Source organism: Streptomyces sp. NPDC046349 (genome assembly GCF_055587885.1).
Genome location: NZ_JBVJFK010000006.1, coordinates 461,193 through 486,015 on the forward strand (window position 1 = coordinate 461,193; position 24,823 = coordinate 486,015).

General features: G+C 73.3%; 18 protein-coding genes. 8 read left to right on the plus strand and 10 right to left on the minus strand.

Annotated elements, in window-relative coordinates:
• Positions 1 to 15: 15 nt before the first annotated feature.
• A complete protein-coding gene (locus ACZ6JS_RS17380; RefSeq protein ID WP_469298732.1) occupies positions 16 to 1,338 on the minus strand; it encodes an LCP family protein in 1,323 nt (440 codons plus the stop codon).
• 106 nt (positions 1,339 to 1,444) lie between these two features.
• On the opposite strand from ACZ6JS_RS17380, the gene ACZ6JS_RS17385 reads away from it, so the two are divergent.
• The gene (locus ACZ6JS_RS17385; protein ID WP_030034027.1) at positions 1,445 to 1,981 is read left to right on the plus strand and encodes an acyl-CoA thioesterase; all 537 of its coding nucleotides are present in this window, start codon (positions 1,445 to 1,447) and stop codon (positions 1,979 to 1,981) included.
• Between the two features lie 49 nt (positions 1,982 to 2,030).
• On the opposite strand, the gene ACZ6JS_RS17390 is transcribed toward ACZ6JS_RS17385, so the two are convergent.
• On the minus strand, positions 2,031 to 3,518 hold the full coding sequence (locus ACZ6JS_RS17390) for an LCP family protein (protein WP_469298734.1): 1,488 nt from the start codon (positions 3,516 to 3,518) through the stop codon (positions 2,031 to 2,033).
• Between the two features lie 190 nt (positions 3,519 to 3,708).
• Between ACZ6JS_RS17390 and ACZ6JS_RS17395 the strand changes: the two genes are divergently transcribed.
• A complete protein-coding gene (locus ACZ6JS_RS17395) occupies positions 3,709 to 4,734 on the plus strand; it encodes a glycosyltransferase family 2 protein (protein ID WP_469298735.1) in 1,026 nt (341 codons plus the stop codon).
• Between the two features lie 82 nt (positions 4,735 to 4,816).
• On the opposite strand, the gene ACZ6JS_RS17400 is transcribed toward ACZ6JS_RS17395, so the two are convergent.
• From ACZ6JS_RS17400 to ACZ6JS_RS17415, 4 genes are all read right to left on the minus strand, one after another.
• Positions 4,817 to 6,520 (minus strand): LCP family protein, encoded by a 1,704-nt coding sequence (locus tag ACZ6JS_RS17400; RefSeq protein WP_469298737.1) that lies wholly within the window; start codon positions 6,518 to 6,520, stop codon positions 4,817 to 4,819.
• 61 nt (positions 6,521 to 6,581) lie between these two features.
• Positions 6,582 to 8,312, minus strand: a complete 1,731-nt coding sequence (locus ACZ6JS_RS17405) for an LCP family protein (protein WP_469298739.1) — start codon at positions 8,310 to 8,312, stop codon at positions 6,582 to 6,584.
• A 223-nt stretch (positions 8,313 to 8,535) separates the two neighbouring features.
• Complete coding sequence (locus tag ACZ6JS_RS17410) at positions 8,536 to 9,777, minus strand: LCP family protein (protein WP_469298741.1); 1,242 nt, start codon at positions 9,775 to 9,777, stop codon at positions 8,536 to 8,538.
• Between the two features lie 173 nt (positions 9,778 to 9,950).
• Positions 9,951 to 10,700 (minus strand): TIGR03089 family protein, encoded by a 750-nt coding sequence (locus tag ACZ6JS_RS17415; RefSeq protein ID WP_469298743.1) that lies wholly within the window; start codon positions 10,698 to 10,700, stop codon positions 9,951 to 9,953.
• 139 nt (positions 10,701 to 10,839) lie between these two features.
• On the opposite strand from ACZ6JS_RS17415, the gene ACZ6JS_RS17420 reads away from it, so the two are divergent.
• Positions 10,840 to 12,225, plus strand: a complete 1,386-nt coding sequence (locus tag ACZ6JS_RS17420) for a peptidoglycan recognition protein family protein (RefSeq protein WP_469298745.1) — start codon at positions 10,840 to 10,842, stop codon at positions 12,223 to 12,225.
• A gap of 1,007 nt (positions 12,226 to 13,232) precedes the next feature.
• Complete coding sequence (locus ACZ6JS_RS17425; protein ID WP_469298747.1) at positions 13,233 to 14,231, plus strand: DNA-3-methyladenine glycosylase family protein; 999 nt, start codon at positions 13,233 to 13,235, stop codon at positions 14,229 to 14,231.
• 221 nt (positions 14,232 to 14,452) lie between these two features.
• Here the strand turns inward: ACZ6JS_RS17425 and ACZ6JS_RS17430 are convergent, their stop codons facing one another.
• The 3 genes from ACZ6JS_RS17430 to ACZ6JS_RS17440 all read right to left on the minus strand — a co-directional run bounded on the left by ACZ6JS_RS17430 (position 14,453) and on the right by ACZ6JS_RS17440 (position 17,386).
• The gene (locus ACZ6JS_RS17430; protein WP_469298749.1) at positions 14,453 to 15,751 is read right to left on the minus strand and encodes a coenzyme F420-0:L-glutamate ligase; all 1,299 of its coding nucleotides are present in this window, start codon (positions 15,749 to 15,751) and stop codon (positions 14,453 to 14,455) included.
• Positions 15,748 to 16,707 (minus strand): 2-phospho-L-lactate transferase, encoded by a 960-nt coding sequence (gene cofD / locus ACZ6JS_RS17435; RefSeq protein ID WP_469298750.1) that lies wholly within the window; start codon positions 16,705 to 16,707, stop codon positions 15,748 to 15,750. Before cofD ends, ACZ6JS_RS17430 begins: the two co-directional genes overlap by 4 nt.
• A gap of 127 nt (positions 16,708 to 16,834) precedes the next feature.
• Positions 16,835 to 17,386 (minus strand): cysteine dioxygenase, encoded by a 552-nt coding sequence (locus tag ACZ6JS_RS17440; RefSeq protein WP_469298752.1) that lies wholly within the window; start codon positions 17,384 to 17,386, stop codon positions 16,835 to 16,837.
• Between the two features lie 627 nt (positions 17,387 to 18,013).
• Between ACZ6JS_RS17440 and ACZ6JS_RS17445 the strand changes: the two genes are divergently transcribed.
• The 3 genes from ACZ6JS_RS17445 (at position 18,014) to ACZ6JS_RS17455 (ending at position 23,665) form a co-directional block, all read left to right on the plus strand.
• Complete coding sequence (locus ACZ6JS_RS17445; protein ID WP_003983763.1) at positions 18,014 to 18,277, plus strand: WhiB family transcriptional regulator; 264 nt, start codon at positions 18,014 to 18,016, stop codon at positions 18,275 to 18,277.
• Positions 18,278 to 18,515: 238 nt separating this feature from the next.
• Positions 18,516 to 22,184 (plus strand): glycosyltransferase family 2 protein, encoded by a 3,669-nt coding sequence (locus ACZ6JS_RS17450; protein WP_469298753.1) that lies wholly within the window; start codon positions 18,516 to 18,518, stop codon positions 22,182 to 22,184.
• Positions 22,181 to 23,665 carry a DUF5719 family protein gene (locus ACZ6JS_RS17455; protein WP_469298754.1) on the plus strand — a complete coding sequence of 495 codons (1,485 nt, stop codon included), beginning with the start codon at positions 22,181 to 22,183 and terminating at the stop codon, positions 23,663 to 23,665. Before ACZ6JS_RS17450 ends, ACZ6JS_RS17455 begins: the two co-directional genes overlap by 4 nt.
• Before the next feature lie 33 nt (positions 23,666 to 23,698).
• Here the strand turns inward: ACZ6JS_RS17455 and ACZ6JS_RS17460 are convergent, their stop codons facing one another.
• Positions 23,699 to 24,178, minus strand: a complete 480-nt coding sequence (locus ACZ6JS_RS17460; protein ID WP_469298756.1) for a metallopeptidase family protein — start codon at positions 24,176 to 24,178, stop codon at positions 23,699 to 23,701.
• 90 nt (positions 24,179 to 24,268) lie between these two features.
• On the opposite strand from ACZ6JS_RS17460, the gene ACZ6JS_RS17465 reads away from it, so the two are divergent.
• Entirely contained in the window at positions 24,269 to 24,643 is a 375-nt protein-coding gene (locus ACZ6JS_RS17465) for a DUF3499 domain-containing protein (protein ID WP_469298757.1), read from the plus strand.
• Positions 24,644 to 24,823: the final 180 nt, after the last annotated feature.

The window sequence follows — 24,823 nt, forward strand, 5'->3', positions numbered from 1 at the left end:
CGGCCGCCGCCGCGGTCAGTTGCCGCGGACGGTGACCTTCTCGTCGTTCTGGATCTGCTTCACCAGCTGCTGCACCTTGGCCTTGTCCCAGACGAGGTTGCCGCCGCGCTGCCCGGAGATCGGCATGTTCATCGACACGCCGTCACCACCGTTGACGCCCTTCATCGCGAAGAACATCTGGGCCATGTCGTACAGGCCCATGTCCTTGTCGACGATGAGGGTGTCCAGGCCCGCGCCGAGCATCGGGTAGAGCGCGAACGGGTTCAGGATCGTCGACGGGGTCGCCGCCTGGTTGGCGAGCGCCGCCAGGAACTTCTGCTGGTTCTTCGTCCGCTGGAGGTCCGACTCGGCGAAGGCGTAGCGGGTCCGTACGAAGGCCAGCGACTGCTCGCCGTTCAGCGTCTGCCTGCCCGCCTTGAAGTCGGCGCCCGACTTCTCGTCCTTGAAGCCCTGCTCGATGTCGAGCTCCACGCCGCCCAGCGCGTCCACGATGTTCGCGAAGCCGGCGAAGCCGATCTCCGCGTAGTGGTCGATGCGCAGGCCCGTGTTGTGCTCCACGGTCCGCACCAGCAGTTCGGGGCCGTCCTCGGCGTACGCCGCGTTCAGCTTGACCCGCCGCCCCTGCGCGGGGAACGTCTTGCCGGACTGGGAGCCGACGAAGGAGGGGATCTCCACGTCCGAGTCGCGCGGCAGCGAGATCATGGTGTTCCCGCTGGAGCACTTCGCCAGGATCATCATCGAGTCGGTCCGCTTGCCCTCGGCCGAGCCCGTGTGGAGCTTCTTCTTCTCCTCGGCCGACATGCCCTCGCGGCTGTCCGAGCCGACGATCAGGTACGTCGTGCAGTCGCCCTCCTTCGGCCGTTCGATGACCTTGGAGAGGTCCACCTCACGACGCACCTTGGAGTCGGCCCAGAAGTAGGTGGAGACGGATGTCACAAGGAGCGCGGAGACCAGGACGATCGAGCCGACCTTGATGCGCTTGCGCCAGTCCGGGGCCGGGCCGGGCGCCCGGCCGGGGCCGCCGGGGCCCGACGGTCCGCCGGGACCCTGCGGCCGGCCCGGGGCGCCGCCCGAGGGCGAGCCGTAGACCTGCCCGGTGTTGTAGCCGCTGTCGAAACCGCCGTACGTGTCGTGGCCGCCCGCCTGCTGCGGGGGGACGCCGGGCGCGGCCACCGGCCCCGCCGGGCGCTGCGGCCGCGGCGGCTGCACGGGCTGCGGGGGCCGCGGCGGCTGCTGGGGCTGCCGCTGGATGTGCCGCATCCGCTGCACACCTTCGGGCTGCGGACGCGCGCTGCCGCGTCCGTAGGCGTCGTCACGACCTTCTGGCCAGTCATTCATGCGCCCAAGGATGCCTGCCCGGGCGGCGCCCGCGACAGCCCGGGGGAGGTTCCGTACCGGTGCTGTTGCAGAGCTGATGCCTCCATGACCCAACTAAGGTGTCCGTATGACACAGATACCGGGCGAGCTGCCCGGGAAGCCGACCGCCGCCTCCCGGACGACCCTGAGCCACATCATGACCGCCAACGACACCAACCTCCTGGGAACGGTGCACGGTGGCGTCATCATGAAGCTGGTCGACGACGCCGCCGGCGCCGTGGCGGGCCGTCACTCCGGCGGTGCGGCCGTCACCGCCTCCATGGACGAGATGGCCTTCCTCGCACCCGTGCGCGTGGGCGACCTCGTCCACGTGAAGGCCCAGTGCAACTGGACCGGCCGCTCCTCCATGGAGATCGGCGTACGCGTCCTCGCCGAGCGGTGGAACGAGTCCACCCCCGCCACCCAGGTCGGCAGCGCCTACCTCGTCTTCACCGCGGTGGACTCCGACGGCAAGCCCCGCCAGGTGCCGCCGGTGCTCCCGGAGACGGAGCAGGACGAGCGGCGCTACCAGGAGGCCCAGATCCGCCGCACCCACCGGCTCGCCCGCCGCCAGGCCATCATGGCCCTGCGCGAGGAGCGCGCCGCCCAGGGTTTCGACGACTGAGGCCGGCCGCCCCGCCCCGCCCCGGGCCCGTACGGCGCGTACGGGCCCCTCAGTCGCCGCAGACCACCTGGTCGCCGCTGACAACCCCGAACGCACCCTGGTACGGGTCCTCCGCACGCACCGGCACCACCTTGCGGTAGTCGGCGCCCGCGATCACCGTGACCGTCCGGCCCTGCCCCGCGACCGCCCGCAGCTCACTGCCCGGCAGCGCGGTCGCCACCGACCGCGCGGAGCGGTCCCATCGGGGGTCGTACGTGATCACCGTGCGCTTGACGTCGCGGCTGGCGCCGTTGCCCGGGGCACGCGTGGTGTCGAAACCGGTGGCGCGCAGCGCGGAGTCGACGCGCCCGCCCAGCCCGTCGATCCGGGTCCCGTTCTCCACCTGGACCCGGACCTGCGCCGGAGGCACGTCCACCGGCACCGCCGCCGGCCGGCCGGCGGCGGTGCCGGGCCGGGCCGGGGCCAGCGGCCGGTCCTCGCGCAGCGCCTCGAAGAGCTTGGCCGCCTTCGGCTCGTCCCACTTCACGGTGGAGCCGATGCCCTTGACGCGGAACGAGGGGCTGGCGATGGGCACCGAGGCGAACTCGGAGGAGGAGGGGGTGAAGTCCCGCATCGCCTGCCCGAGCGCCAGCATCTGCTCCGCGCCGAAGCCCTTGTCGGCGCGGACCGAGCCCAGCAGGGTGGAGCTGAGTTCCTTGAACTTGACGGGGTTCAGCAGCACCCCGCCCCCGGTCGCCTGCTTGATCAGGGCGGCGACGAACCGCTGCTGGCGCTGCATCCGGCCGAGGTCGGAGGCGCCATCGACGTGGCGCGAGCGCACGTACTGCAGGGCCTGTCCGCCGGTCAGCCGGTGGGTGCCGGGCAGCAGGTCGAGGCCGGTGTTCGGGTCGCGCATCGTCTTGGCGGTGCAGATCTCGACGCCGCCCATCGCGTCGACCGTCCTCATGAAGCTGGTGAAATCGACCTCCAGATAGTGGTCGATCTTCACCCGCGTCATGTTCTCGACCGTCCGCACGGTGAGGTTGGGCCCGCCCTCGGCGTAGGCCGCGTTCAGCCTCACGGGGTGTGCCTTGTGCGCCTTTCCGGTGACGAGGTCGCGGTGCGCGGGCACCTCGGCGTAACTGTCGCGGGGCAGGCTGACGACGCTGGCCCGCTCCTTGTCCGCCGACAGGTGCACCAGCATGATCGTGTCCGTGCAGTGGCAGGGCGCTCCGCCCAGGCGGTACTCGCGCTTCTCCTCGGGGCCGATCTTCTCCCGGCCGTCGGTGCCCACGAGCAGGAAGTTGATGCCGTGTCCGGCCTGCGGGCGGTTCTTCATGTCCTTGAACGGGTCCACCCGTTCGATCCCGGTGTCCAGACCGGTCATCACGGCGTGCCCGACGGCCCCGGAGCCCAGCACCGCCACCGACATCCCGGCCGCGATCCGCACCCCCCAACGGGGCCGGCCCTCCCGGTGCCGGGCCGGTCCGCCGCCGCGCCGCACGCGCTGAGGCCGGGGCGGCCCGGCGGGACGGATGGGACGGTGCGGCTGGGGCACGGGGGACACCTCCGCGGAGAGCACAGGGATACCGGTCGAAGGACGGGCCGGCCCTCATGCGGCTCAGCCGGCTGATTCGACAGAACAGTAGGCCCATACGATCAGCCGCTGTCCTTACCGATCACTCGGCGCGCACCCGGTTCCCCCGTACGCGGTAACGTGACACCGATACCCGACCTTGAAGGACCACATGCCCGCCCAGCAGCCCGCAGTCTCGGTGATCATGCCGGTGCTCGATGAGGAGCACTACCTCCGTGAGTCCGTCCGCCACATCCTGGAACAGGAGTATGCGGGCGAGATGGAGGTGGTGATCGCACTCGGGCCGTCCAAGGACCGCACCGACGAGATCGCCGCGGAACTCGTCGCCGAGGATCCCCGCGTCCACACCGTCCCGAACCCCACCGGCCGGACACCGGCGGCGCTCAACGCCGCCATCAAGGCCTCGCGTCACCCCATCGTGGTACGCGTCGACGGTCACGGCATGCTCTCGCCGAACTACATCGCCACCGCCGTCCGCCTTCTGGAGGAGACCGGTGCGCAGAACGTCGGCGGGATCATGCACGCCGAAGGCGAGAACGCCTGGGAAGAGGCCGTCGCCGCAGCGATGACGTCCAGGATCGGCGTCGGCAACGCCCCCTTCCACACCGGCGGCCAGGCCGGCCCGGCCGAGACCGTCTACCTCGGCGTCTTCCGCCGCGAGGCGCTGGAGCAGCAGGGCGGCTACAACGAGGAGTTCATCCGCGCCCAGGACTGGGAGCTGAACTTCCGCATCCGCGAAGCGGGCGGCCTGATCTGGTTCTCGCCCGAGCTGAAGGTCCAGTACCGCCCGCGGCGCTCCGTCAAGGCCCTGGCCAAGCAGTACAAGGACTACGGCCGCTGGCGGCATGTGGTGGCCCGGTACCACTCGGGCTCCATCAACATGCGCTACCTGGCCCCGCCGACCCTCGTCTGCGCGCTCGCCGCGGGCGTGGTTGTGGGTGCGACCGTCACCCCGCTGGGCTTCGCCGTCCCGGCCGGCTACCTCGCGGCCATCGCCGCGGGCTCCGTCCCCGCGGGCAGGGGACTGTCGCTGAAGGCCCGGGCGCAGATCCCCGTCGCCCTGGCGACCATGCACCTGTCCTGGGGCTTCGGCTTCCTGACCAGCCCGCGTGCCCTGGCGGACAAGCTCATCGCGAGCCGCCGCCCGGCCGTGGTGCCCGGCGTCCCGCAGGCCTGAGACGTACGACAGGGCCCGAGGGGCCCGGCGCGGAAGCGGCGAGCGTACGCAGCTTCCGAGCCGGGCCCCTTCCGTGCGCCCGCTACCAGGTGAAGCCGGGCTGGATCGGCATGCAGGCCTGGTCGTTGTCGCCGTTGAGCGCGTGGGCGGAGTCAGGGGCCTTGGTCGGGGCGGGCGGCGGCGGGGTCGGCGTGCCGCCGGTCCGCCAGTCCTTGCCGACGAACACGACGATCCCGGCGACCTGGTCGGACTTCTGCACCGACCCGGCGGGCAGGCCGAGGGCGGCGGCCACGGCCGCCGCGTCGGCCGCCTGGGCGTCGGTGGCGTAGCGGATCACCGAGGTGTCCTCCGCACCCGTCTGGGTGTCGGCGACGACCTTGGTGAACCCCTTGCCGGTCAGCAGGGCGGCGACCTCGCTCGCGCGGCCCTTCACCTTGGCCTCGGTGCCGTCCTTGCCCCCGGTCGAGTTGCGGACGGTGACCGCGATCTTCGCGGGCGGTGCGGCCGTGGCGGCGGCCGTAGGGGCCGTGGTCGGCTGCTGGGCCGGGGCGGACGGCGAGGCGGGTGCGCCCGGGGTCGCGGAGGCCGCCGGGGAGCCGGAGCCCTGGCCGTCGAGGGCGATGTCCTCGCGGACCATCCTGAACAGGTCCTCGGCCTCGCCCGGCTTGGGCTCGACACGACCGTCCAGGCCGGGCTTGGTGCTGTAGATCCACGGCATGGTGGTCATGGTGATCCGGCCCGGCGGGACCTTCTTCAGCTCCATGCTGAGGTCGAACAGCTTGTCGATCTTGTTCAGGCCGGTGTCCACGACCATGGCCTCGATGGCCGCCTGGGCCAGGCTGTTGAGCTTGACCGGGTTGCTGAGCTTGGCGTTCTTGCGGAACTCCCGGGCCATCGAGTTCATGTACTGGTGCTGGGCGTGGGTACGGCCGATGTCGGTGCCGTCCTCGAAGCCGTAGCGGGTGCGCAGCCACTGCAGGGCCGTCTCGCCCTGGATGACACTCGTGCCCTTGGGCAGCTTCAGGCCGGAGCCCTTGCCGTCCCGGGTGCGGGAGTGCACGTTCTGCTCGACGCAGACCGGGACGCCGCCGATGGCGTCGGCCATCCGGACCACACCCTTGAAGTCGATCATCATGAAGTGATCGATGGGGATCTTGGTCAGCTCGGTCCAGGCCGCGACCGTGCAGCCGGGTCCGCCGCGCTGGATCGACTCGTTCGTCTGGACGAGGCCCTTGCTGGCCGGGTGCACCTTGCCGCCCGGCTCGGTGCACTTGGGCATCATCAGCATGGTGTCGCGCGGCATCGAGACCACCGACATGTTGCTGCGGTCCGCGGACAGGTGCAGCAGCATCTGGACGTCCGCGAGCGGCGGGCCGTCGAAGCTGTCCGTGGCTCCGCCGAGGGCCTGGTTCTCCGCGTCGTCGCGTGCGTCGGAACCGATGAGCAGGATGTTCAGCGGGGTCTGCCCGAAGGCGTTGGGCTTGGAACCGCCCAGCTTGTTCTCGCCGAGGTTGAGCGCGTCCGTCTGGATGCTGCCGTTCAGGTGCCGGTAGTAGAGGTAGCCGGCCGCCGCCGTCCCGAGTATGAGCAGGGACAGGACGGAGGAGACCCAGCGCAGTACGCGCCGGCGGCCCCGCCTGGCGGGACGGGCGCCCTCCGCCCTGCGGGCCGACCTCGAGCCGCCCCTCGGGCGGGGCACCGTGCCGGGCGCGTCCGTCCCGCCGCCGGGTATGTCCCCGTCGGCCTGGGCGCTCGCCCCCTCCTCCCGCACGTCGCTGTGCCTCACGCGTATCCCCCTCAAGGTCCTTCTGGTCGTTGGGGTGCCCGGTGCGACCGGGCACGTCCCGCTACTTGGCGCAGACGGCCTTGTCTGCCTGGGCCTGCTGGACGTCCTTGGGCAGCTCCTGCGGCACCGGGGGCGCCAGCGGGGTGCCCGGCTTCTGGAAGTCCGGTCCCAGCGTCAGCTTCATCGGGGTCTTCGCCGCCGCGTCCGTCGTCCCCATCTTCAGCGCGGTGGCCGGCAGCCCCAGGGCGTCCGCGAGCGCACGGGCCTGGTCGGCCTGGTTGGGCGCGTACTCCAGCTGGGTGGCGTCCACCTTCGACGGTGCGTTGCCCTGGTTGCTGGCCTTCGACATCCCCTTGGTGTCCTGCAGCCAGCCGAACGTGGTGGAGGCGGCGCCCTTGGGCCCGCCACCGTTGTAGACGGCCACCCGTACGTCCCCTGCGGGCGCCCGGTTGCCCTGGAGCAGCGCGTCCTGCCTGGCCTTCGCGTCGGCGTCGGCCGCCTCCTTCGCGGCCTGCTCCTTCTTCTCGACCTCCGTCAGCGAGACGTCCCCCCGGATCATCTGCAACAGCGGGTCGGCCAAGGCCTGGTTGACCACGACCGTCGCCTTCACCTTCTCGGCCGGGTTGTCGAGCACCGGCAGGGTGGTGAAGGTGATGTTCTTGAGGTCGATGTCCTTCAACTCGGACGCGAGGTCGGTGAGTTTGTCGATCGAGCCCAGGCCCTGGTCCACCGTCAGCGACTTGGTGGCCGCCTCGGCGAGGGAGAAGAACTTCTTCGGGCTGGTCAGCGTCTCCTTGGACTTCATCTCGCGCATCATCGAACCCAGGAACTGCTGCTGGGTCTTGATGCGGTCCAGGTCGCTCTCGTTGCCGAAGGCGTGCCGGGTCCGTACGAAGGCCAGTGCCTGCTCGCCCTCCAGCCGGTGCTCGCCCTGGGAGAGCTTGAGCTTGGAGTCCTCGTCGTCGACGGCCTTCTCCAGGCACACGGGCACTCCGCCGACCGCGGTGCTGAGGGTCTTGACGGCGTTGAAGTCGACCATCATGAAGTTGTCGACCTCTATGCCGGTGAGGTCCTTCACCGTGCGCATCGTGCAGCCCGCGTCACGGCCCTCCTGGCCCAGACTGTTGTTGAAGCGCACGCCCTTGGAGCCGCGGACCGTCTTCGTGGTGCCGTCCGGCTGCTTCGTCGGACAGTCCGGGATGTTGGTGATCAGGTCGCGCGGGATCGACAGCGCGGTGGCGTTGGAGCGGTCCTTGGCGATGTGGAACAGGATGGTGGTGTCGGCGTGGCCGACGCTGTCCTTGTCGCCGTAGCCCTCGTTGCCCGCACCGCTGCGCTTGTCGGTGCCGATGACCAGGATGTTGATGGCCTGGTCCTTCTTGAACCCGCCGGTGCCGGCGCCCGCGATGTCGGTGACGCTGAGGTTGCCGTTCAGGTGGTCGTAGTAGAGGTACGCCGCCGCGGCGCCGCCGACCAGCAGCAGCGCCAGCGTCCCGCTGGTGATCAGCAGGGCCTTCTTGCGGCGTCCGCCGCTACCGCCGCCGCCCTTGCGTGAACGGCCGCCCCTGCGGCCTCCGGGCGGGGCGTCGCCGCGGCGGGGGGCGGGCACGCCGGGGGAGGGGGCGGTGGGAGCGGCGGGTGCCGACGAGGACCTGCGGGGCGCGGCGACCTTGGGCCGCTCTCGCGCTGCGGAGTCGCTCAATTGCAGCTCGTAGTGGCCGGTGCGGGGATTGAGCACCCACTGGTCTGCGGGGTCGATCTCATCCGCCCGCCCACGGCTTTGCGCATCCACGGTTGCTCGAATCCTCCGTCGGGTGCCTCGCGACGCGCCTCCCCAAGGCGCACGGTCAACGATCCGGCTGCTGGTGCCCGGTCTCCGGTCCGGCCGGGCACCGGATCGCTCACCTTATCCGTCCTGTTCGGCCGCAAACCATGGTGGTGACAAATTCCACTCCCCTTATAACGGGGTGAAGCACCCATCCCACTCGGTTCGGTCACCGGCTTTTGGGATTGCTTTACCGGCACCCTGCGTTCCCTGCGGTCGTTCCTGTAAAGGTAGGGATGGGTGCGGAGGGGGTCGGGGTTCCCTCGCGGGTCGAATTCCCTTCCACGACCCTGCCACTGGTGCTTTCGGCCGGGGTCGGGGCGGTCGCTCCGGCGGACCGGGCCGCCGCGGAGGCCTTCGGCTCCGGCGGGGTCACCGTCACCGGTTCGTCCTCCCGCAGCTGCCGGAACAGCCGCGCCGCGTCCGGTTCCACCAGCTCGTCCCGGTTGGGGTTGGGTGCGTAGGGTCGGCGCGGCACGGTCAGGAACGTAACGCGATGGGTCGGTATGCCCCGTACGCCCCGTACGAGTTCGTACATGTTGCGCAGTGACGCCAGTCCGGCGTCGGTGGTCAGCGAGGAGGTGGCGGCGTCCAACAGCGGGTACAGGCGTGTCGGGTTCAGCAGAACGCCGTTGCTCTGCACCTTCTTGACGAGCGAGCCGAGGAACTGCTGCTGGCGCTCCATCCGTTCGGTGTCGCTGCCGTTGCCCAGGCTGTGCCGGGCGCGGACGAACCCCAGTGCCTGTTCGCCCCGCAGGGTCTGCCGGCCGGCGGGCAGCTTCAGCTTGGCCTGCACGTCGTCGATCGGCTCCTTGAGGCACACCTCCACCCCGCCGAGTGCGTTCACCATCCGCTTGAACCCGCTGAAGTCGATGACCATGTGGTGGTCGATCCGGATGTCCGTGAGCTTCTCCACGGTCCGGATCGTGCACGCGGCCCCGCCCCACTCGAACGCCCAGTTGAACTGCGCGAAGGAGGCGCCGGTGCGGGTCCCGTCCGGCTGCAGGCAGGAGGGGATCTCCGTCATCAGGTCCCTGGGTATCGACACAGCGGTCGCGCTCCTGCGGTCCTGCGGCAGGTGCAGCAGGATCGTGGTGTCCGAGCGCTGGGTGCCCTTGTCCTCCCCGTAGCCGGCGTTGCCCTTGCCCGAGCGCGAGTCGGAGCCGATCAGCAGGATGTTCTGGGCTCCCGTGGCGAGGAGGGCCGGGCGTTCGCGCTCGTAGCGCTCCAGCTCGGCGGCGGCCGACGTGTCCTCGGTGATGTTCCCGTCCAGCTTGTTGTAGAGCCACCAGCCGGTGGCCGCCCCCGTCAGGACCAGCAGGGTCAGACCGAGGCCGATCCAGCGCAGCAGCCGGCGCCTGCGGGTCCACGGAGGCCGTCGCTCGCCTCCGGCCGCATCGCTGCCGCCCGGTATGCCTGAGCTGTCCGTCACTGGCGTGCGTCCCCTCGCCGCTGCGAGCAGCCGTACGGGTGAGCACGGCCACTGCCGATCCTGCCCCCGGGGTGCCGGAGCGGCCCGGGGGCAGGGTCGTGTCTAGGGCCATGCGGGTGACAGATCGGCCGTTCCCGAGGTTGATCAGTGCGGGTGACGGGCCGTGCCCCGGGTCAGACCGTGTGGGTGACGCGCTCGCTCTCGGTCCGCTGGGCCAGCGCCTGCGCGGACAGCCGGTCCAGGTTCCGGCAGAGCACCACGGAGGCCCCCGCGGCCAGCGCGGCGTACAGCCCGGCGGACAGCCCCTCCCAGGTGTCGTAGCCCAGCCCGGTCAGCACCCGCGACCCCTCGCCGAGGCCGAGCCTCGCCGCGTCCTCGCGGGCCCGGGCGACCAGCGCCGTGTGCGAGAGCTCCTCGCCGCCGACGACCAGCGCGGGAGCGTCGGGCTGTACCGGCACGAAGGGGGCGAAGCGGTCGCCCTGCCCCGGCACCTCGACCGCGTAGTCCGCGAAACCGGCCGGGGCCTGCGGGAAGCGCCCGCCGAGCGGCCGCAGGGCCAGCGCCACGCGCTCGCCGCCGCACTCCCGGGCCTGCTCCAGCGTGTCCGGACCGCTGACGACGAGATCGGCGTCGCCCGGGTCCCCGCCCACCGAGGCCACGACCCCGACCGAGTCGCAGGCCAGCAGCCATACGGCGCTCTGCCAGTGCGCCGGGAGCAGCAGCGCGAGCCGGTCGCCGGGCTCGGCGCCCAGGTCGCCCTGGAGCAGGTTCGCGGTCTTGGCCACCCAATTGGCGAAGGTCGCGACGGACAATTCGACGCGTTCGCCGGTGGCGTCGTCGTAGAAGGTGACGAGCGGGCGGCCCGGATCGGCGGCGAGCGCGGATCGCAGCAGGTCGGCAGGGGTGCGGTCAATGGCGTTCACCCGGCACAGGGTACGCGGGGCCCTCGCCCGTCCGGGGGGCCGCGGCTCCTCCGTACGGGGGAGGGGTATCGGCGTCGCAGCGGACGGAGCATCAGATCTCGGATGGCGCGCCGTGGTGGGCGTGCCCACCATCCTTGTCATGCGTGGATTCCTTGCTTCCTCGATCGGCGTCGCGACGGCCGCCGTACTGGCCCTGCCCCTCGCGCTCCCGACTCCAGCACTCGCCGAAACCGTCCCCGTGACCCCGGCCGGGTCCACCCAGTCGCTGCCGCTCGTCCCCCTCGGGCCCGCGGCGGACCGCAGCCCCGGCGTCCCCGGAATGAGCGCCTCGCCCCGCGGCCCCGAGACGCAGGGCCTGACCGCCCATGAGGTCAAGACGTTCTCGATGGTCGGTGTGGTCTGGGACGACGTCACCGCCCAGCTCAACGGCCGGGTCCAGGTCCGCACCCGCTCCGTCCGCACCGCCACCTGGTCCGACTGGCAGGACGTCGAGGTCCACAACAGCGAGCACGCGGCCGACCCCGATGCGGTGGAGCGCGACTCCGGCCGGGTGCGCGGCGCCACCGCCCCGCTGTGGGTGGGCGAGTCCGACGGCGTGGAGGTCCGCGTCCAGGCGGAACTGGACGCCCCGGCCACCCGCGCGGGTTCCCGGCTGCCCTCGGGCATGCGCATCGAACTCGTCGACCCGGGCGCCGCGGCTCCGGCCGGTTCTTCGGACGGCAAGAACAGCGGCCCGGCCGACGACAAGGGCGAGATGGTCGCGCCCGGCCTGACCATGGAGATGGCCGAGGCCTCCGCGGCGAACGTGCCGCACGCCTCGCTCGGGGCGAACGAGATCACCGAGCTCAACAAGGCCGACTCCACCGCCGACGCCGTCTTCGCCGCCGAGGGCGAACTCAGCGCTGCGGCCGCCCCGTACATCGGCCCGCGCCCCCGGATCGTCACCCGCAAGGGGTGGGGCGCTGACGAGTCCCTGCGCGAGAAGGCCTTCGCCTACACCAACACCGTGAAGGCGGCGTTCGTCCACCACAGCGCCTCCGGCAACAACTACGCCTGCAAGGACGCCCCGGCGGTACTGCGCAGCCTGTACCGCTATCACGTGGTCAGCAGCGGATGGCGCGACTTCGGCTACAACTTCGCCGTCGACAAGTGCGGCACGGTCTACGAGGGCCGCGCGGGGGGCGTCTCCAAGCCGGTCCTCGGCGCCCACACCATGGGCTTCAACACGGACAGCATGGGCGTGGCGGTGCTCGGCACCTTCACGAACTCGGCGCCCCCGGCCGCCGCCGTCGACGCGGTCGCCCGCCTCACCGCCTGGAAGCTCGGCCTCTTCGGCCGGGACCCGCGCGCGAGGACCACCCTCAAGTCGGGCGGCGGCAACCGCTACCCGAAGGGCAGGAACGTCTCGATGAACGTCATCTCGGGCCACCGGGACGGCTTCGCGACGGAATGCCCCGGCAAGAAGCTGTACGGCAAGCTCCCGACGACCCGCACCTCCTCGGCCAGGCTCCAGGGCCGCCCGTAGCCGCGCCGACGGGCCACCCCCCGCCCGCGCCCACCCCCGACCCCCGACCGCCCGGTCCACGGACCTCGGTCCACGGACCTCGGTCCACGGCGCCCGGCCCCGGGCCACGGGCATCCGGGCACGGGCCGCGGGCCACGGCGTCCGGCCTCGGGCGTTCGGCCTCCGACCACGGTCGTTCGCCGCCCGGGCCCCGGGCCACGGCCGTTCGGCCCCGGGCACGGCGTTCAGCCTCCGACCACGGGCGTTCGGCGTCCGGGCCCCGGGCCACGGGCGTACGGCCCCGGGCACGCCGTCCGGCCTCGGGCCCCGGACGTTCGCCGTCCGGCCCTCGGCCACGGGCCTCCGGCTACCGGCCACGGCGTCCGGCCTCGGGCGTTCGGCCTCTGCCGGGCCACGGGCCCCGGGCCCGGGTGTTCGGCCCCGGGCCGCGGCGTCCGGCCTCGGGCGTTCGGTGTCCGCCGGGCCACGGGCCTCGGGCCACGGGCCTCGGGCCCGGGCGTTCGGCTACCGGCCACGGCGTCCGGCCTCCGGCCTCGGACGTTCGCCGTCCGGCCCCGGGCAGGCATCCGGGCACGTGCCCCGGGCCACGGCGTCCGGCCCCGGGCGTTCGGCGTCCGCCGGGCCACGGGCCTCGGGCCCGGGGAAACGGGCCCCGGCCTCCGGCCTCGGGCCCCGGGAGTCCTCGGGCCACGGCCCCGGCCTCCGGCCATGGCATGACCGCAGGCCTCGAGCCTGCGGCCCCGGGCCTGCGGCCTGCGGTCACGGCCTGCGGCCCGGCCCTCAGGCCACCGGCGTTCGGTTGCCGGTGGGCCAGCGGTCGCCGGCCTGCGGCCTTCGGCCGGCCCCGGCCGAGCCCCGGCACCATCGCGCGGGCCCGCCGCAGGCCATCGGCTGCGGCCGGAATTGCGGCCCGGGCCGGTGGTCCCACCGCCGGTCCGCCACGGCCTGGCGCGGCGGCAGGGGCCGGCCGGGGGATCGCGCTCCGGCGGGCGGGCTACGCTCGATCCATGGCCGGCCGTTTCGACCCCCTCAACCGGACCGTCGTGCGCGGCGGGCGCACCGCCGTGCCACCGGGGCGGGGGAGCAGCGCCGGCGGCAGGGGAGCGGCACGCCGCTGGACCCCCGACGGCCCCGTCGACCTCGCTCTCACGCTCGGCCCGCTCCGGCGCGGCCCCGGCGACCCCACCTTCCGCACCACACCCGACGGCTCCGTATGGCGCGCCACCCGCACCCCTGACGGCCCCGCCACTCTCCGGGTCTCCCGGACCGGCGCGGAGATCGACGCCGAGGCCTGGGGTGCCGGCGCCGCATGGCTGCTCGACCAGTTGCCCGTCATGCTCGGCGCGGCCGACGACCCGGCGGTGTTCGTGCCCCGCCACCGTCTCGTGCACGCCAGCCACCGCCGCCGCCCGGGCCTGCGCCTGACCCGCACGGGCCTGGTGCTGGAGTCCCTGATCCCCACGGTCCTGGAACAGAAGGTCACCGCCGACGAGGCCTACCGGGCCTGGCGCCGCCTCGTACGGCAGTACGGCGAGCCCGCGCCCGGCCCCCACGGGCAGAACCTGCACGTCATGCCCGATCCCCGCACGTGGGCGATGATCCCGTCCTGGGACTGGCACCGGGCCGGCGTCGACGCCAAGCGCTCCGACACCATCGTCCGGGCCGTACGCGTCGCGAACCGCCTGGAGGAGGCGGCGGCCATGGACCTGCCCGAGGCCGCGCGCCGCCTGGAGGCCGTCCCCGGCATCGGCCCGTGGACCTCCGCCGAGACCCTGCAGCGCAGCAACGGCCACCCCGACGCCGTCACCACCGGCGACCTGCACCTGCCGGGGATCATCGGCTACGCCCTCGCCGGCGACCGCGACGCCGACGACGCCGCGATGCTGGAGCTCCTCGCCCCGTACCCCGGCCAGCGCCACCGGGCGGCCCGCCTCGTCCTCCTCGCGGGCCGCACTCCGCCCCGGCGCGCTCCCCGCATGTACCGCAGCGACATCGGCCGCTTCTAGCGCGCCCCGGCCGGCGCCGTACCCCGCCGCGTTGCCGTCACCCGCCGCCGGCCCGCCCTGCGGACACCCCCTCGGCAGCGCCGCTCGCAGCCGTCGGAGCGTCGGCGGACGCGGCTCGCCGCAGCGTGAGCGGATCCGGCTCCCCGCAGCGTCGGCGGACCCGGCCCGCCGCAGCCGTCCCGGGCTGCCTTCCGCAGGGCCGGCCGCAGGCGGGGCCGGCGTCACCGCACGCGGATGAAGTCCTCCGCCGAGCGGCCCGGCCGCTGCGGCGGGGCCGCCGCCGGGTGGCCGACCGCCACCGTGCCCATCGGGTCCCAGTCCTGCGGCAGCTCCAGCACCTCACGCACCACGTCCCGGCAGAACATGGTCGAGGACACCCACGCGGACCCCAGCCGCTCACCGGCCAGCGCGACCAGCAGGTTCTGCACGCCCGCCCCCATGGCGACCACGAACATCTCCCGCTCCGCGGCGTCCCGCCGGGCGTGCCCGTAGTGGTGCGCCCCGTCCGTCACCAGACACGGCACCACCAGGTAGGGGGCGGCCCGCAGCACGTCCCCGCGCCGCACCCGCTTCGCGATGGACTCCTCGGACTTGCCGTCCAGGCGCAGGTCGGCGATCCAGGCGTCCCGCATCGCGTCCAGCAGCCGCAGCCGCGAGTCCTCGGACTCCAGCAGCACGAACCGCCACGGCGTCGTGTGGTGCGGGGCCGGGGCGGTCACGGCCGCCGCCACCGCCCGCCGCACCGCGCCCGGGTCCACCGGCTCCGCCGTGAAGGCCCGTACGGTACGGCGCTGCGTGACGGCTTCCCGTACCGCCTCCGACGTGCCCAGCCGGAACATGTCGTCGGCCGGTGCGCGCACCAGGTCCCGTGCCGTCGCGCCCTCGGCCAGGACGTGCGCCAGTCCTCGTACGACGGCCACCGGCAGGCCGGCCGCCTTGCCCTTGACCAGGTCGCCGGCGGCGGCGAGCTCGTCGGCCGTCGCCACGACCGTCGCGCTCAGCGGGTTGCCGTGGGCGTCGGTGGCGCCCCGCAGGTCGTCCAGGACCCGCACGCCGGCCGAGCCGATGGCCACGTCCGTCAACCCGTTGCGCCACGGCCGCCCGAAGGTGTCCGTCACGACCACGCCCACCTCCACGGAGAGCGCGTCGCGCACCCCGGCGCGGATCGCGGCCGCCGAGGCGTCGGGGTCTTCCGGGAGCAACAGCACCGTGCCGGGCGCGGTGTTGGAGGCGTCCACGCCGGCCGCGGCCATCACCAGGCCCTGCCGGTTCTCGACGATGCGCAGGGGGCCCCGGCGCGCGACCACCCGTACGGTCTCCGCGTCGATGGCGGCCTCGCGCGAGTCCGCCCGCACGATCCGGCCCTCGGCCTTGGAAACGATCTTCGAGGTGACGAGCAGGACGTCACCGTCGCGCAGATCGGGCGCGGCCGTCGTGATCAGCTTCGCCAGGTCGTCACCCGGCCGGACCTCCGGTATCCCGTCGACGGCCCGCACCTCGTACGAGGGAGCCGCCGTCACCGGGAGGCCTCCGCCAGGTCCAGCGCGGCCCGGGCCATCTCGGCGGTGGCCTCCGGGTCGGTCATCATCAGGGGCACCGCGCGGCAGGTGATGCCGGCGGCCTCCACCTCGGCGACGGCGTCCGCGTCGGAGGTGTCGACGAGCCAGCCGTCGAGGAGCTCGGTCCCGTAGTGCAGGGCGACCGCGGCGGCCGTGGACTCCACGCCCACCGCGGCGAGCACCTTGTCGGCCATCCCGCGCACGGGTGCGCCGCCGACGATGGGGGACAGGCCCACGACGGGGGCGTCGGCGGCGGCGATGGCCTCCCGGATGCCGGGCACGGCGAGGATCGTGCCGACCGACACCACGGGGTTGGACGGCGGGAAGACGATCACGTCGGCCGCGGCGATGGCCTCCAGCACGCCGGGCGCGGGCTTGGCCTGCTCGGCACCCACGGGTACGACGGCCTCCGCGTCCACCGAGGCGCGCAGCCGGACCCAGTACTCCTGGAAGTGGATGACGCGGCGCTCGCCGGTTCCGGCCTCGGTGATCGCGACGTGGGTCTCGACGCGGTCGTCGGACATGGGCAGCAGCCGCACGCCGGGCTGCCAGCGGTCGCAGAGGGCTTCGGTGACGGCGCTGAGCGGGTAGCCGGCGCCGAGCATCTGCGTGCGGACGATGTGGGTGGCGAAGTCGCGGTCCCCGAGCCCGAACCAGGTGGGTCCGACCCCATAGGCGGCGAGTTCCTCCTTGACGGTGAAGGATTCGTCGGTCCGGCCCCAGCCCTGGTCCTCGTTGATGCCACCGCCGAGGGTGTACATCACCGTGTCCAGGTCGGGGCAGACCTTGAGCCCGAAGAGGTGAATGTCGTCACCGGTATTGCCGATGACGGTGATGTCCGCGTCGGGCACCGCCGACTTGAGTCCGCGAAGGAACCGGGCGCCGCCTATACCGCCGGCCAGAACAACAATGCGCATACGGACAGTCTGTCAGCCGCAGGCTGTCGTGGAGGGGTGGCGGTCGGGCGGCGGGTGGGACTGTCGGCCGCGGCTGTCGTGGAGGGGTGGCGCCCCTCCGGCGGGCGGAGTGGCAGGCGGGTCGGGCTCAGGCGGGGACGGACTCGGACTGCGCCGGGGAGCAGCTGTGCATCGGCATCTCGGTCAGCCCGGGGAAGTAGACGTGCAGGCTGACCGCGCCGTCGAGGGTGTCGTTGACGACCTCGTGGGCGTAGCCGGGGGCGAAGACGCGCTGGCCGCCCGCGCGGTGGGTGAGCCGTCCTCGGGAGGTGTGCTCGGTGAGCTCGCCCTCCAGGACCGTCAGGACGCCGGAGGAGGCGCCGTGGTCGTGCAGGCCGCTGCCCTGGCCCGGGACCCAGCTGAGCAGCCAGACCTCGTAACCGGGGCCGGTGCGCAGCCGGTGGTACCAGCGGGTGGTGGCGTCGTACTGGACGAGGTGCTGCCAGGAGGCGCGGTCCTCGGCGATGGAGCGGGCCAGGCCGACGAACTCGGCGACGGTGGCCGGGTGTTCGCGGGCGGGCTGGAGGAGGTGCTGGACGGCGAGGATGTCGCCGGCGATCTGCAGGTCGCTCTCGACGGCCGCGGTTGCGGCGGTGGCGGCGGCGGAAGCGGTAGTGGTGCTGGCGGTGGTGCTGTTCATCGGGGGGTACCTCGACGGATGTCAGTCGTGCTGGCGGTCGCTGTGGGGGAGGGCCGGAGCTCTGTGGAGCCGAGGCTCCACGGGCATCAACAGCAGCAACAGCAACAGCGAACCTGGGCAGCGCGCAGGAACCCACGAATGGGGGTCCGGGTGGCGGCTGCGGGCGCTGACATGCGAACTAGGAGAACGGGTTCGGGGTCCGGCTGTCAACCCAATGTCCGGTTTGGGGGAAAAGTTTCACCTCATCCGGTTGCTGTGTGCGGAGAAAGGTTTGTGCAGTCCGCGGCAGGGGAGGTGGCGCTGCGCCGGGCTCAAACCTGATCCCGCCATGTCGTGACCTGAATGTGATCTACGCCGCTCTTCGGAGTGGGCCGCAACCCCGCTTCCGGGGGACGCGTGGATTACGGGTGAAGGTGACATCTGATGACGCCGATGGCATGTGTCACGATTTTTGGCGATATGAACACTTTCTGCATAGGCTTGGTTCCGCAGAGTGAATAAGGGGCCCGATAGCAGATCCCGGCTTGACTGCCCCGGAGCCACACACTTGTAATTTCACTCGTGTCGTTACGTAGCAATGAGTGACGACGTGACCACGGGGACGCACCAACAGAGCGAGGGGCGCACATGACCGAGCTGTTTCAGGAACTGCTGGTCGAGGAAGCGGACGAGGAGCTCGGATGGCAGGAGCGCGCCCTGTGCGCCCAGACCGACCCCGAATCCTTCTTTCCCGAGAAGGGCGGCTCCACCCGCGAGGCCAAGAAGGTCTGCCTCGCTTGTGAAGTCCGCTCCGAATGCCTCGAGTACGCCCTCGCCAACGACGAGCGATTCGGCATCTGGGGCGGCCTGTCCGAGCGTGAGCGCCGCCGCCTGAAAAAAGCAGCCGTCTGACACCGCCGGAGCACCCCAGGCCCGGCACCCGCAGCACCCCGCACGACATATCCGAATATCCGAGCAAGGCGTCGAGCACGACGCACAGCCGAACGAAGAGCACTGCACACGGTCCGCCTCCTGCACCTTCCCCGCAGGAGGCGGACCGCTGCTTTGGCAGCCGTTAGGGTGGGGCGCTGTCCAGCAGCCTCCGAGGGCACACCACCCCCGGACCCCCGGCCGGAGGGCCCGTACCGCGATGTCCCTGCACAGCCAGTCGACGGCCTCCTACCAGGCGCCCGTCACACCCGAGTTCCCCCGGCACGTCGTCACCGCGGTCCTCGTCGCCCACGACGGCGCCCGCTGGCTGCCCCGGACGCTCGCCGGCCTCCTCGGCCAGGAACGCCCCGCGCAGAGCCACGTGGCCGCCGACACCGGCAGCGCCGACGAGTCCGCGCGGCTGCTCACCGAGGCGCTCGGCGACGACCGGGTCCTGCACCTCGCCCGCCGCACCGGATTCGGCACCGCCGTCGACGAATCCGCCCGCACCGCGGGCATCCTGACCCCCGAGGACCTCCCGTACCTCAAGCGCCCCAGCGGCTGGGACCCCGTCAGCCGCACCTGGCGCGACGACGCCTACGACCTGCCCGACCTCCCCCACGGCGAACCCGTCCAGTGGCTCTGGCTCCTCCACGACGACAGCGCCCCCGAACCCGACGCCCTCACCGAACTGCTCCGCGTCGCCGACGACAACCCCGACGCCGCGATCATCGGCCCCAAGCTCCGCGGCTGGTACGACAAGAAGCAGCTCCTCGAAGCCGGCGTCACCATCGCCCGCAGCGGACGCCGCTGGACCGGCCTCGACCGCCGCGAACAGGACCAGGGCCAGCACGACCAGATCCGCCCCGTCCTGTCCGTCTCCACCGCCGGCATGCTCGTGCGCCGCGACGTCTACGACGAGCTCGGCGGCTTCGACCGGCGCCTGCCCCTCATGCGCGACGACGTCGACCTGTGCTGGCGCGCCCAGAGCGCCGGCCACACCGTCCTCGTCGCCCCCGACGCCGTCATGCGCCACGCCGAGGCCTCCGCCCGCGAACGCCGCACCGTCGACTGCGCCGGCCGCACCACCGCCAGCCCGCACCGCGTCGACAAGGCCGGCGCCGTCTACACGATCCTCGCCAACAGCTCGGGCCGCGCCCTGCCCTACGTCCTGCTGCGCGTCCTGCTCGGCACCGTGCTGCGGACCCTCGCCTACCTCATCGGCAAGGCGCCCGGCCAGGCCGTCGACGAGATCACCGGCCTCCTCGCCACCCTGCTGCGGCCCGGCCGCCTCCTCGCCGCCCGCAAGGCCCGCCGCCGCCCCGCCGTCCCCGCCTCCGAACTGCGCCCGCTCTTCCCCCCGCCGGGAGCCTCCCTGCGGGCCAACGCCGACCAGCTCGCCGGCTACTTCGGCGGCAACCGCGCCACCGATTCCGCCCCCGCCGGCCGGCACGGCGGCGGCAGCATCCTGACCGCACCCGGCGAGGACGGCGACTACCAGGAGACCGAGCGCTTCGCACGCCTCAAGCGGATCGCGCGCAACCCCGCCCCCTTCCTCTTCGGACTCCTCCTCCTGGTCTCCCTCGCGGCCTGCCGCGCCCTGATCGGCGGCGGCTCCCTCATGGGCGGCGCCCTGCTGCCCGCCCCCGACAGCGGCCTCGACCTGTGGAGCATCCACACCGACGGCTGGCACCCCGTGGGCACCGGCTCCACCGCCCCCGCCCCGCCCTACCTGGCCGTCCTCGGCGCCTTCTCCACCCTGCTGTTCGGCTCCACCCAGGCCGCCCTGACCCTCCTGCTCGTCGCCTCCGTCCCGCTGGCCGGCCTCACCGCCTACTTCGCCTCCCGGCCGCTCGTCGAATCCCGGCTGCTGCGCGCATGGGCCGCCACCGCCTACGCCTTCCTGCCCGCCGTCACCGGCGCCCTCGCCGGCGGCCGCCTCGGCACCGCCGTCCTCGCCGTCGTGCTCCCCCTCATCGCCCGCTCCGCCGTCGCCGCCTTCGGCCTCGGCGAGCACGCGGCCGCCGCCGAGCAGCGCAGCGGCTGGCGCGCGGTGTGGACGTACACGCTCCTGCTGACCCTGGCCACCGCCTTCACCCCCGTCGTCTGGCCGCTCGCCGTCCTCCTCGGCGCCGCCGCGCTCGTCCTGCGCCGCGCGCAGTGGAAGTCGTACGGCCTGCGGCTGCTCGCCACCCTCGCCGTCCCGCTCGTCGTCCTCGCCCCCTGGTCGCTGGGCCTGCTCACGCACCCCGGCCGCTTCCTCCAGGAGGCCGGCGTGCCCTACGCAACGGGCTCCGCGGGCGCACTGGACCTGCTCGGCATCAGCCCGGGCGGCCCCGGCACCGGCGCCCGCCTGCTCCTCGCCGGCATCGTCCTGGCCGCCCTGGCCGCCCTGCTGCGCACCGACCGGCAGTTCGCCGTACGCACCGCCTGGGCCACCGCCCTGGCCGCCCTCCTCCTCGCGGTCCTCGCCAACCGGACCGCCTGGGCCGGACCGGCCACCCTCGTGTACGGAATCGCCCTCCTCGCCGCCGCGATGGTCGGCGCGGACGGCGCCAAGGACCGGGTCGCCGCCCGCAACTTCGGCTGGCGCCAGCCGCTTGCCGCGCTGATCGCCCTCGCGGCCGCCGCGGGCCCGCTGATCGCCGCGGCCACCTGGATGGTCGCCGGCGCCGACGGCCCGCTCCAGCGCCGCGACCCGGTGCAGGTACCGGCCTTCGTCGCCGACGCCGGCGGCGACGACAACCAGACCCGCACCCTGCTCCTCGACCTCGACGGGCCCGCCACGGTCTCCTACAGCCTCGTCCGCGGCCCCGGCGGCCGCCTCGGCGACGCCGAGATCACCGCCCGGACCGGCGACGACCCCCGGCTCGACAAGGTCGTCTCCAACCTCGTCGCCGGCTCCGGCGCCGACCAGTCCAGCCAGCTCAGCGCCTACGCCATCCGCTTCGTGATGTTCCGCCCCGGCGGGCCCGAAGACATCCGCCGCGTCCTCGACGCCACCCCCGGCCTGAGCAGGCGCCACCAGCAGGACGGCACCGCGCTGTGGGGCGTGGAGCCCTGGCTGCCGCGCGCCGTGATCGTCTCCGCCAAGCAGGGCGAGGCCCCGATCCCGGTCGCCGCGGGTCCCGTCGAGGCCCACGGCAAGATCCCCGCCGGCGAGGCGGGCCGCGTCCTGCGCATCGCCGACCGCGCCGACGCCGGCTGGCAGGCCACGCTCGACGGCAAGCCGCTCAAGCCGAAGACCCTCGACGGCTGGGCCCAGGGCTTCGAGCTCCCCGCCGACGGAGGCCGCCTCGACCTCGTCCACGAGGGCTCCCTGCTGCGGACCGCCTGGAACTGGACCCAGGGCCTGCTCGCCCTGGTCCTGCTGGTGATGGCCCTGCCCGGCCGGCGCGCCGAGCTCGACGACGACCTGCCCGAGGAGGAGGCCGCGTCCGCGGTCCGCCCCGGTCCGGGCGAGTCCGGCGAGGGCCGCCGCGCCCGCAGGCTCCGCGCCGAGGCCGAGGCCGAGGCGGACGCGGCCCCCGGCCCCGTGGACACCGCGACCGCCGCCGACCCGTACGCTCAGATCCCCGCACAGCCGGTGTACGGCGAGGAGTCGTACACCTACCAGGCCTACGGCGACCAGGGCGGCTACGCATACGAGCCGCAGCAGTCCCAGCAGTCCCAGGAGCAGTACCCGTACGAGCAGTACCCCGGGTACGACCAGCAGCAGGGCGGCGCGGCCCACGAGACCCCGTACCCGCAGCAGCACCAGCCGGCCCACCACCAGGACCAGCAGCAGTACCCCTACCCGTACGAGCCCTACCAGCCCTACGAGCCGTACCCGCACCACGACGTCCACGCACAGCACGACCCGCGTCCTGACGGGAGCCCTCAGCAGTGAAGCAGCGCGCACCCCTGACGCTGGCGGCCGTGGCGGCGGCACTGGCCGCCCTCACCGGCGTGGCCGCCCTCACCGCGCCCGCCCCCGCGGGCGGGTCCTCCGACGGCAGGGCGGCGGCCTCGGCCCGGATGCCGGTGGAGCGGTCCCTGCTGGTGTGCCCCGGGCCGAGCTCGTCGGACATCGCCGAGACCACCTACACCTCGTTCACGCCCGGCGCCCCCGCCGGAGAGGGCAAGGGCTCCGCCCGGCTGCTCGGCGCCACCAAGGACGCCAAACCCGTCCTGGAGCCCAAGGAGCCCGGCAAGCCCGTCGGAGCCACCGCCAACGGGGCCGACGCCCCCGCGCTCACCGGAAGCGCCGACGGCGTCCTCGCCCCCGGCTGGACGGCACAGCTGACCACCAAGGTCTCGGTCGGCCGGGCCCGAGGCGTGCTCGGCGTCGGCTGCACCGAGCCCGGTACCGACTTCTGGTTCCCCGGGGTCAGCACCGCCAAGGGGCGCGAGGACTACGTCCACCTCACCAACCCCGACGACGCGGCCGCCATCGTCGACATCGCGCTCTTCGGCCCCGACGGCCTGGCCAAGCCCGACGCGGGCGCAGCCGAGAACATCCGGGTCGACGCCAAGTCCACCAAGACCGTCCTGCTCTCCTCCCTGCTTCCGGCCACCCAGCTCGCCGACGCCACCGCGCACGTGACGACCCGCGCGGGCCGGGTGGGCGCCTCCGTGCAGGTCGCCGAGGAGAACGTGGGCGCCGACTGGCTGCCCGCGTCCACCGACCCGGCGGGCTCACTGGTGCTGCCCGGCATCCCGGCGGACGCCGCCTCCGTACGGCTGGTCGCCTTCGTGCCCGGCGAGGAGGACGCGGACCTGAAGGTGCGCCTGGCCGGACCGGGCGGCGCCATCAGCCCGGCCGGCAGCGAGCAGCTGCATGTCAAGGCGGGCATGACGGCGGTCGTGGACCTCAAGGACCTGACCCGCGGCGAGCCCGGCTCGCTGCTGCTCACCCCGGCGGATGCCGAGAAGACCGCCCCGCTGGTCGCGGCGGTACGCGTGGTCCGCGGCAGCGGCGCCAAGCAGGAGCTCGGCTTCGTCCCGGCCACCCGGGCCGTCGGGGCCCGGGCGACCGTCGCCGACAACCGGCCCGAGGAGAACACCACCGTGCTGTCGCTCACCGCGCCGAGCGCCGAGGCGAAGGTGAAGGTGACGGCGTCCCCGGGCACCGGAGGCGGTGAGCCGGCCTCCCAGGAGGTCACGATCAAGGCGGGCACCACGCAGACACTGACCCTGGCACCCGCCGGTGGGAAGGGCTCCTACGCCCTCACCGTCGAGACCCTCTCGGGCGGCCCGGTCCATGCGGCCCGCACCCTGTCCCTCCCGAACGACGGCATCCCGATGTTCACCGTCCAGGGCCTTTCCGACGACCACTCCACGGTGTCCGTCCCCAAGGCCGTCCAGGACCTCTCCGTCCTGACCAGGTGACGGTCAGGGCCCCCGCCGCGTCCGCAACGGTCGTCAGTCCTGGCCGTAGCGGGGGTCCACCGTCTCCGGAGTGAGTCCGAGCAGCTCCGCCACCTGCTCCACCACGATCTCGTGGACCAGCATCGCCTTCTCGTCGCGGGTCTTCGTACGGATCTCCACCGGCCGCCGGAACACCACGATCCGGGCCGGCCGCCCCTGGCGGGACTCCGACACCGCACCGAGCGGCACCGCCTCGTCGTTCCAGCCGCCGTCCGCACCGCCCGGCGGCCCCGGCACGTCGGCGACCAGGAACTCCACGTCGGACAGCTGCGGCCAGCGCCGCTCCAGCCGCTCGACGGAGTCCCGTACGAGATCCCCGAACAGCTCCGCCCGGCTCGCCGCCAGGGGTACCTGCGGAGGGGCCAGCGGACCGCGCATCCCGCGCCCGTGCCGGTCCCGCCGACGCGTTCTGGGCTCGACGGGGACCCCCGCGGGGGGCTCGGCGGGGCAAGGGGGCAGAGGGGTGTCCGTCACCCCCGCAGGGTAGCTCCGAGCACGACACGGGGGAGTGAGCAGCGGTGGAGTCGTCGCGGCCCGGTCAAGAGTGCGGTACCGTCCAACGTCGTGAGCCTTGTACGTCGCTGTTCGCGCACCGCGTGCGGCCGCCCTGCCGTCGCGACACTGACGTACGTCTACGCCGATTCGACCGCAGTTCTCGGCCCGCTCGCCACATACGCCGAACCCCACTGCTACGACCTGTGCGCCGAGCACTCGGAGCGCCTGACAGCCCCGCGGGGCTGGGAGGTCGTCCGTCTGGCCGACGGGTCCGGTCCGTCGCGCCCCAGCGGCGACGACCTCGAAGCCCTGGCCAACGCCGTCCGCGAAGCCGCGCGCCCGCCGGGCCGCGCCCCCGGGCCCGGCGGATCCGGCAAGGACGGCCGGACCACCGGCGAGACCCGCCGCGGACACCTGCGCGTCCTCAGATCGCCGGATTCCTGACCTCGGGTCATCTGCGGGACAGCTGCTGGTTCAGGGTAGGTTTGCCGGACCGCACAGAACCTCAGGAGGGCAGGCAGTGGCCGCAGATCTTTCGAACATCGTCAAGGCGTACGACGTGCGTGGCGTTGTGCCGGACGAGTGGGACGAGTCGCTGGCGGAGCTGTTCGGGGGTGCTTTCGT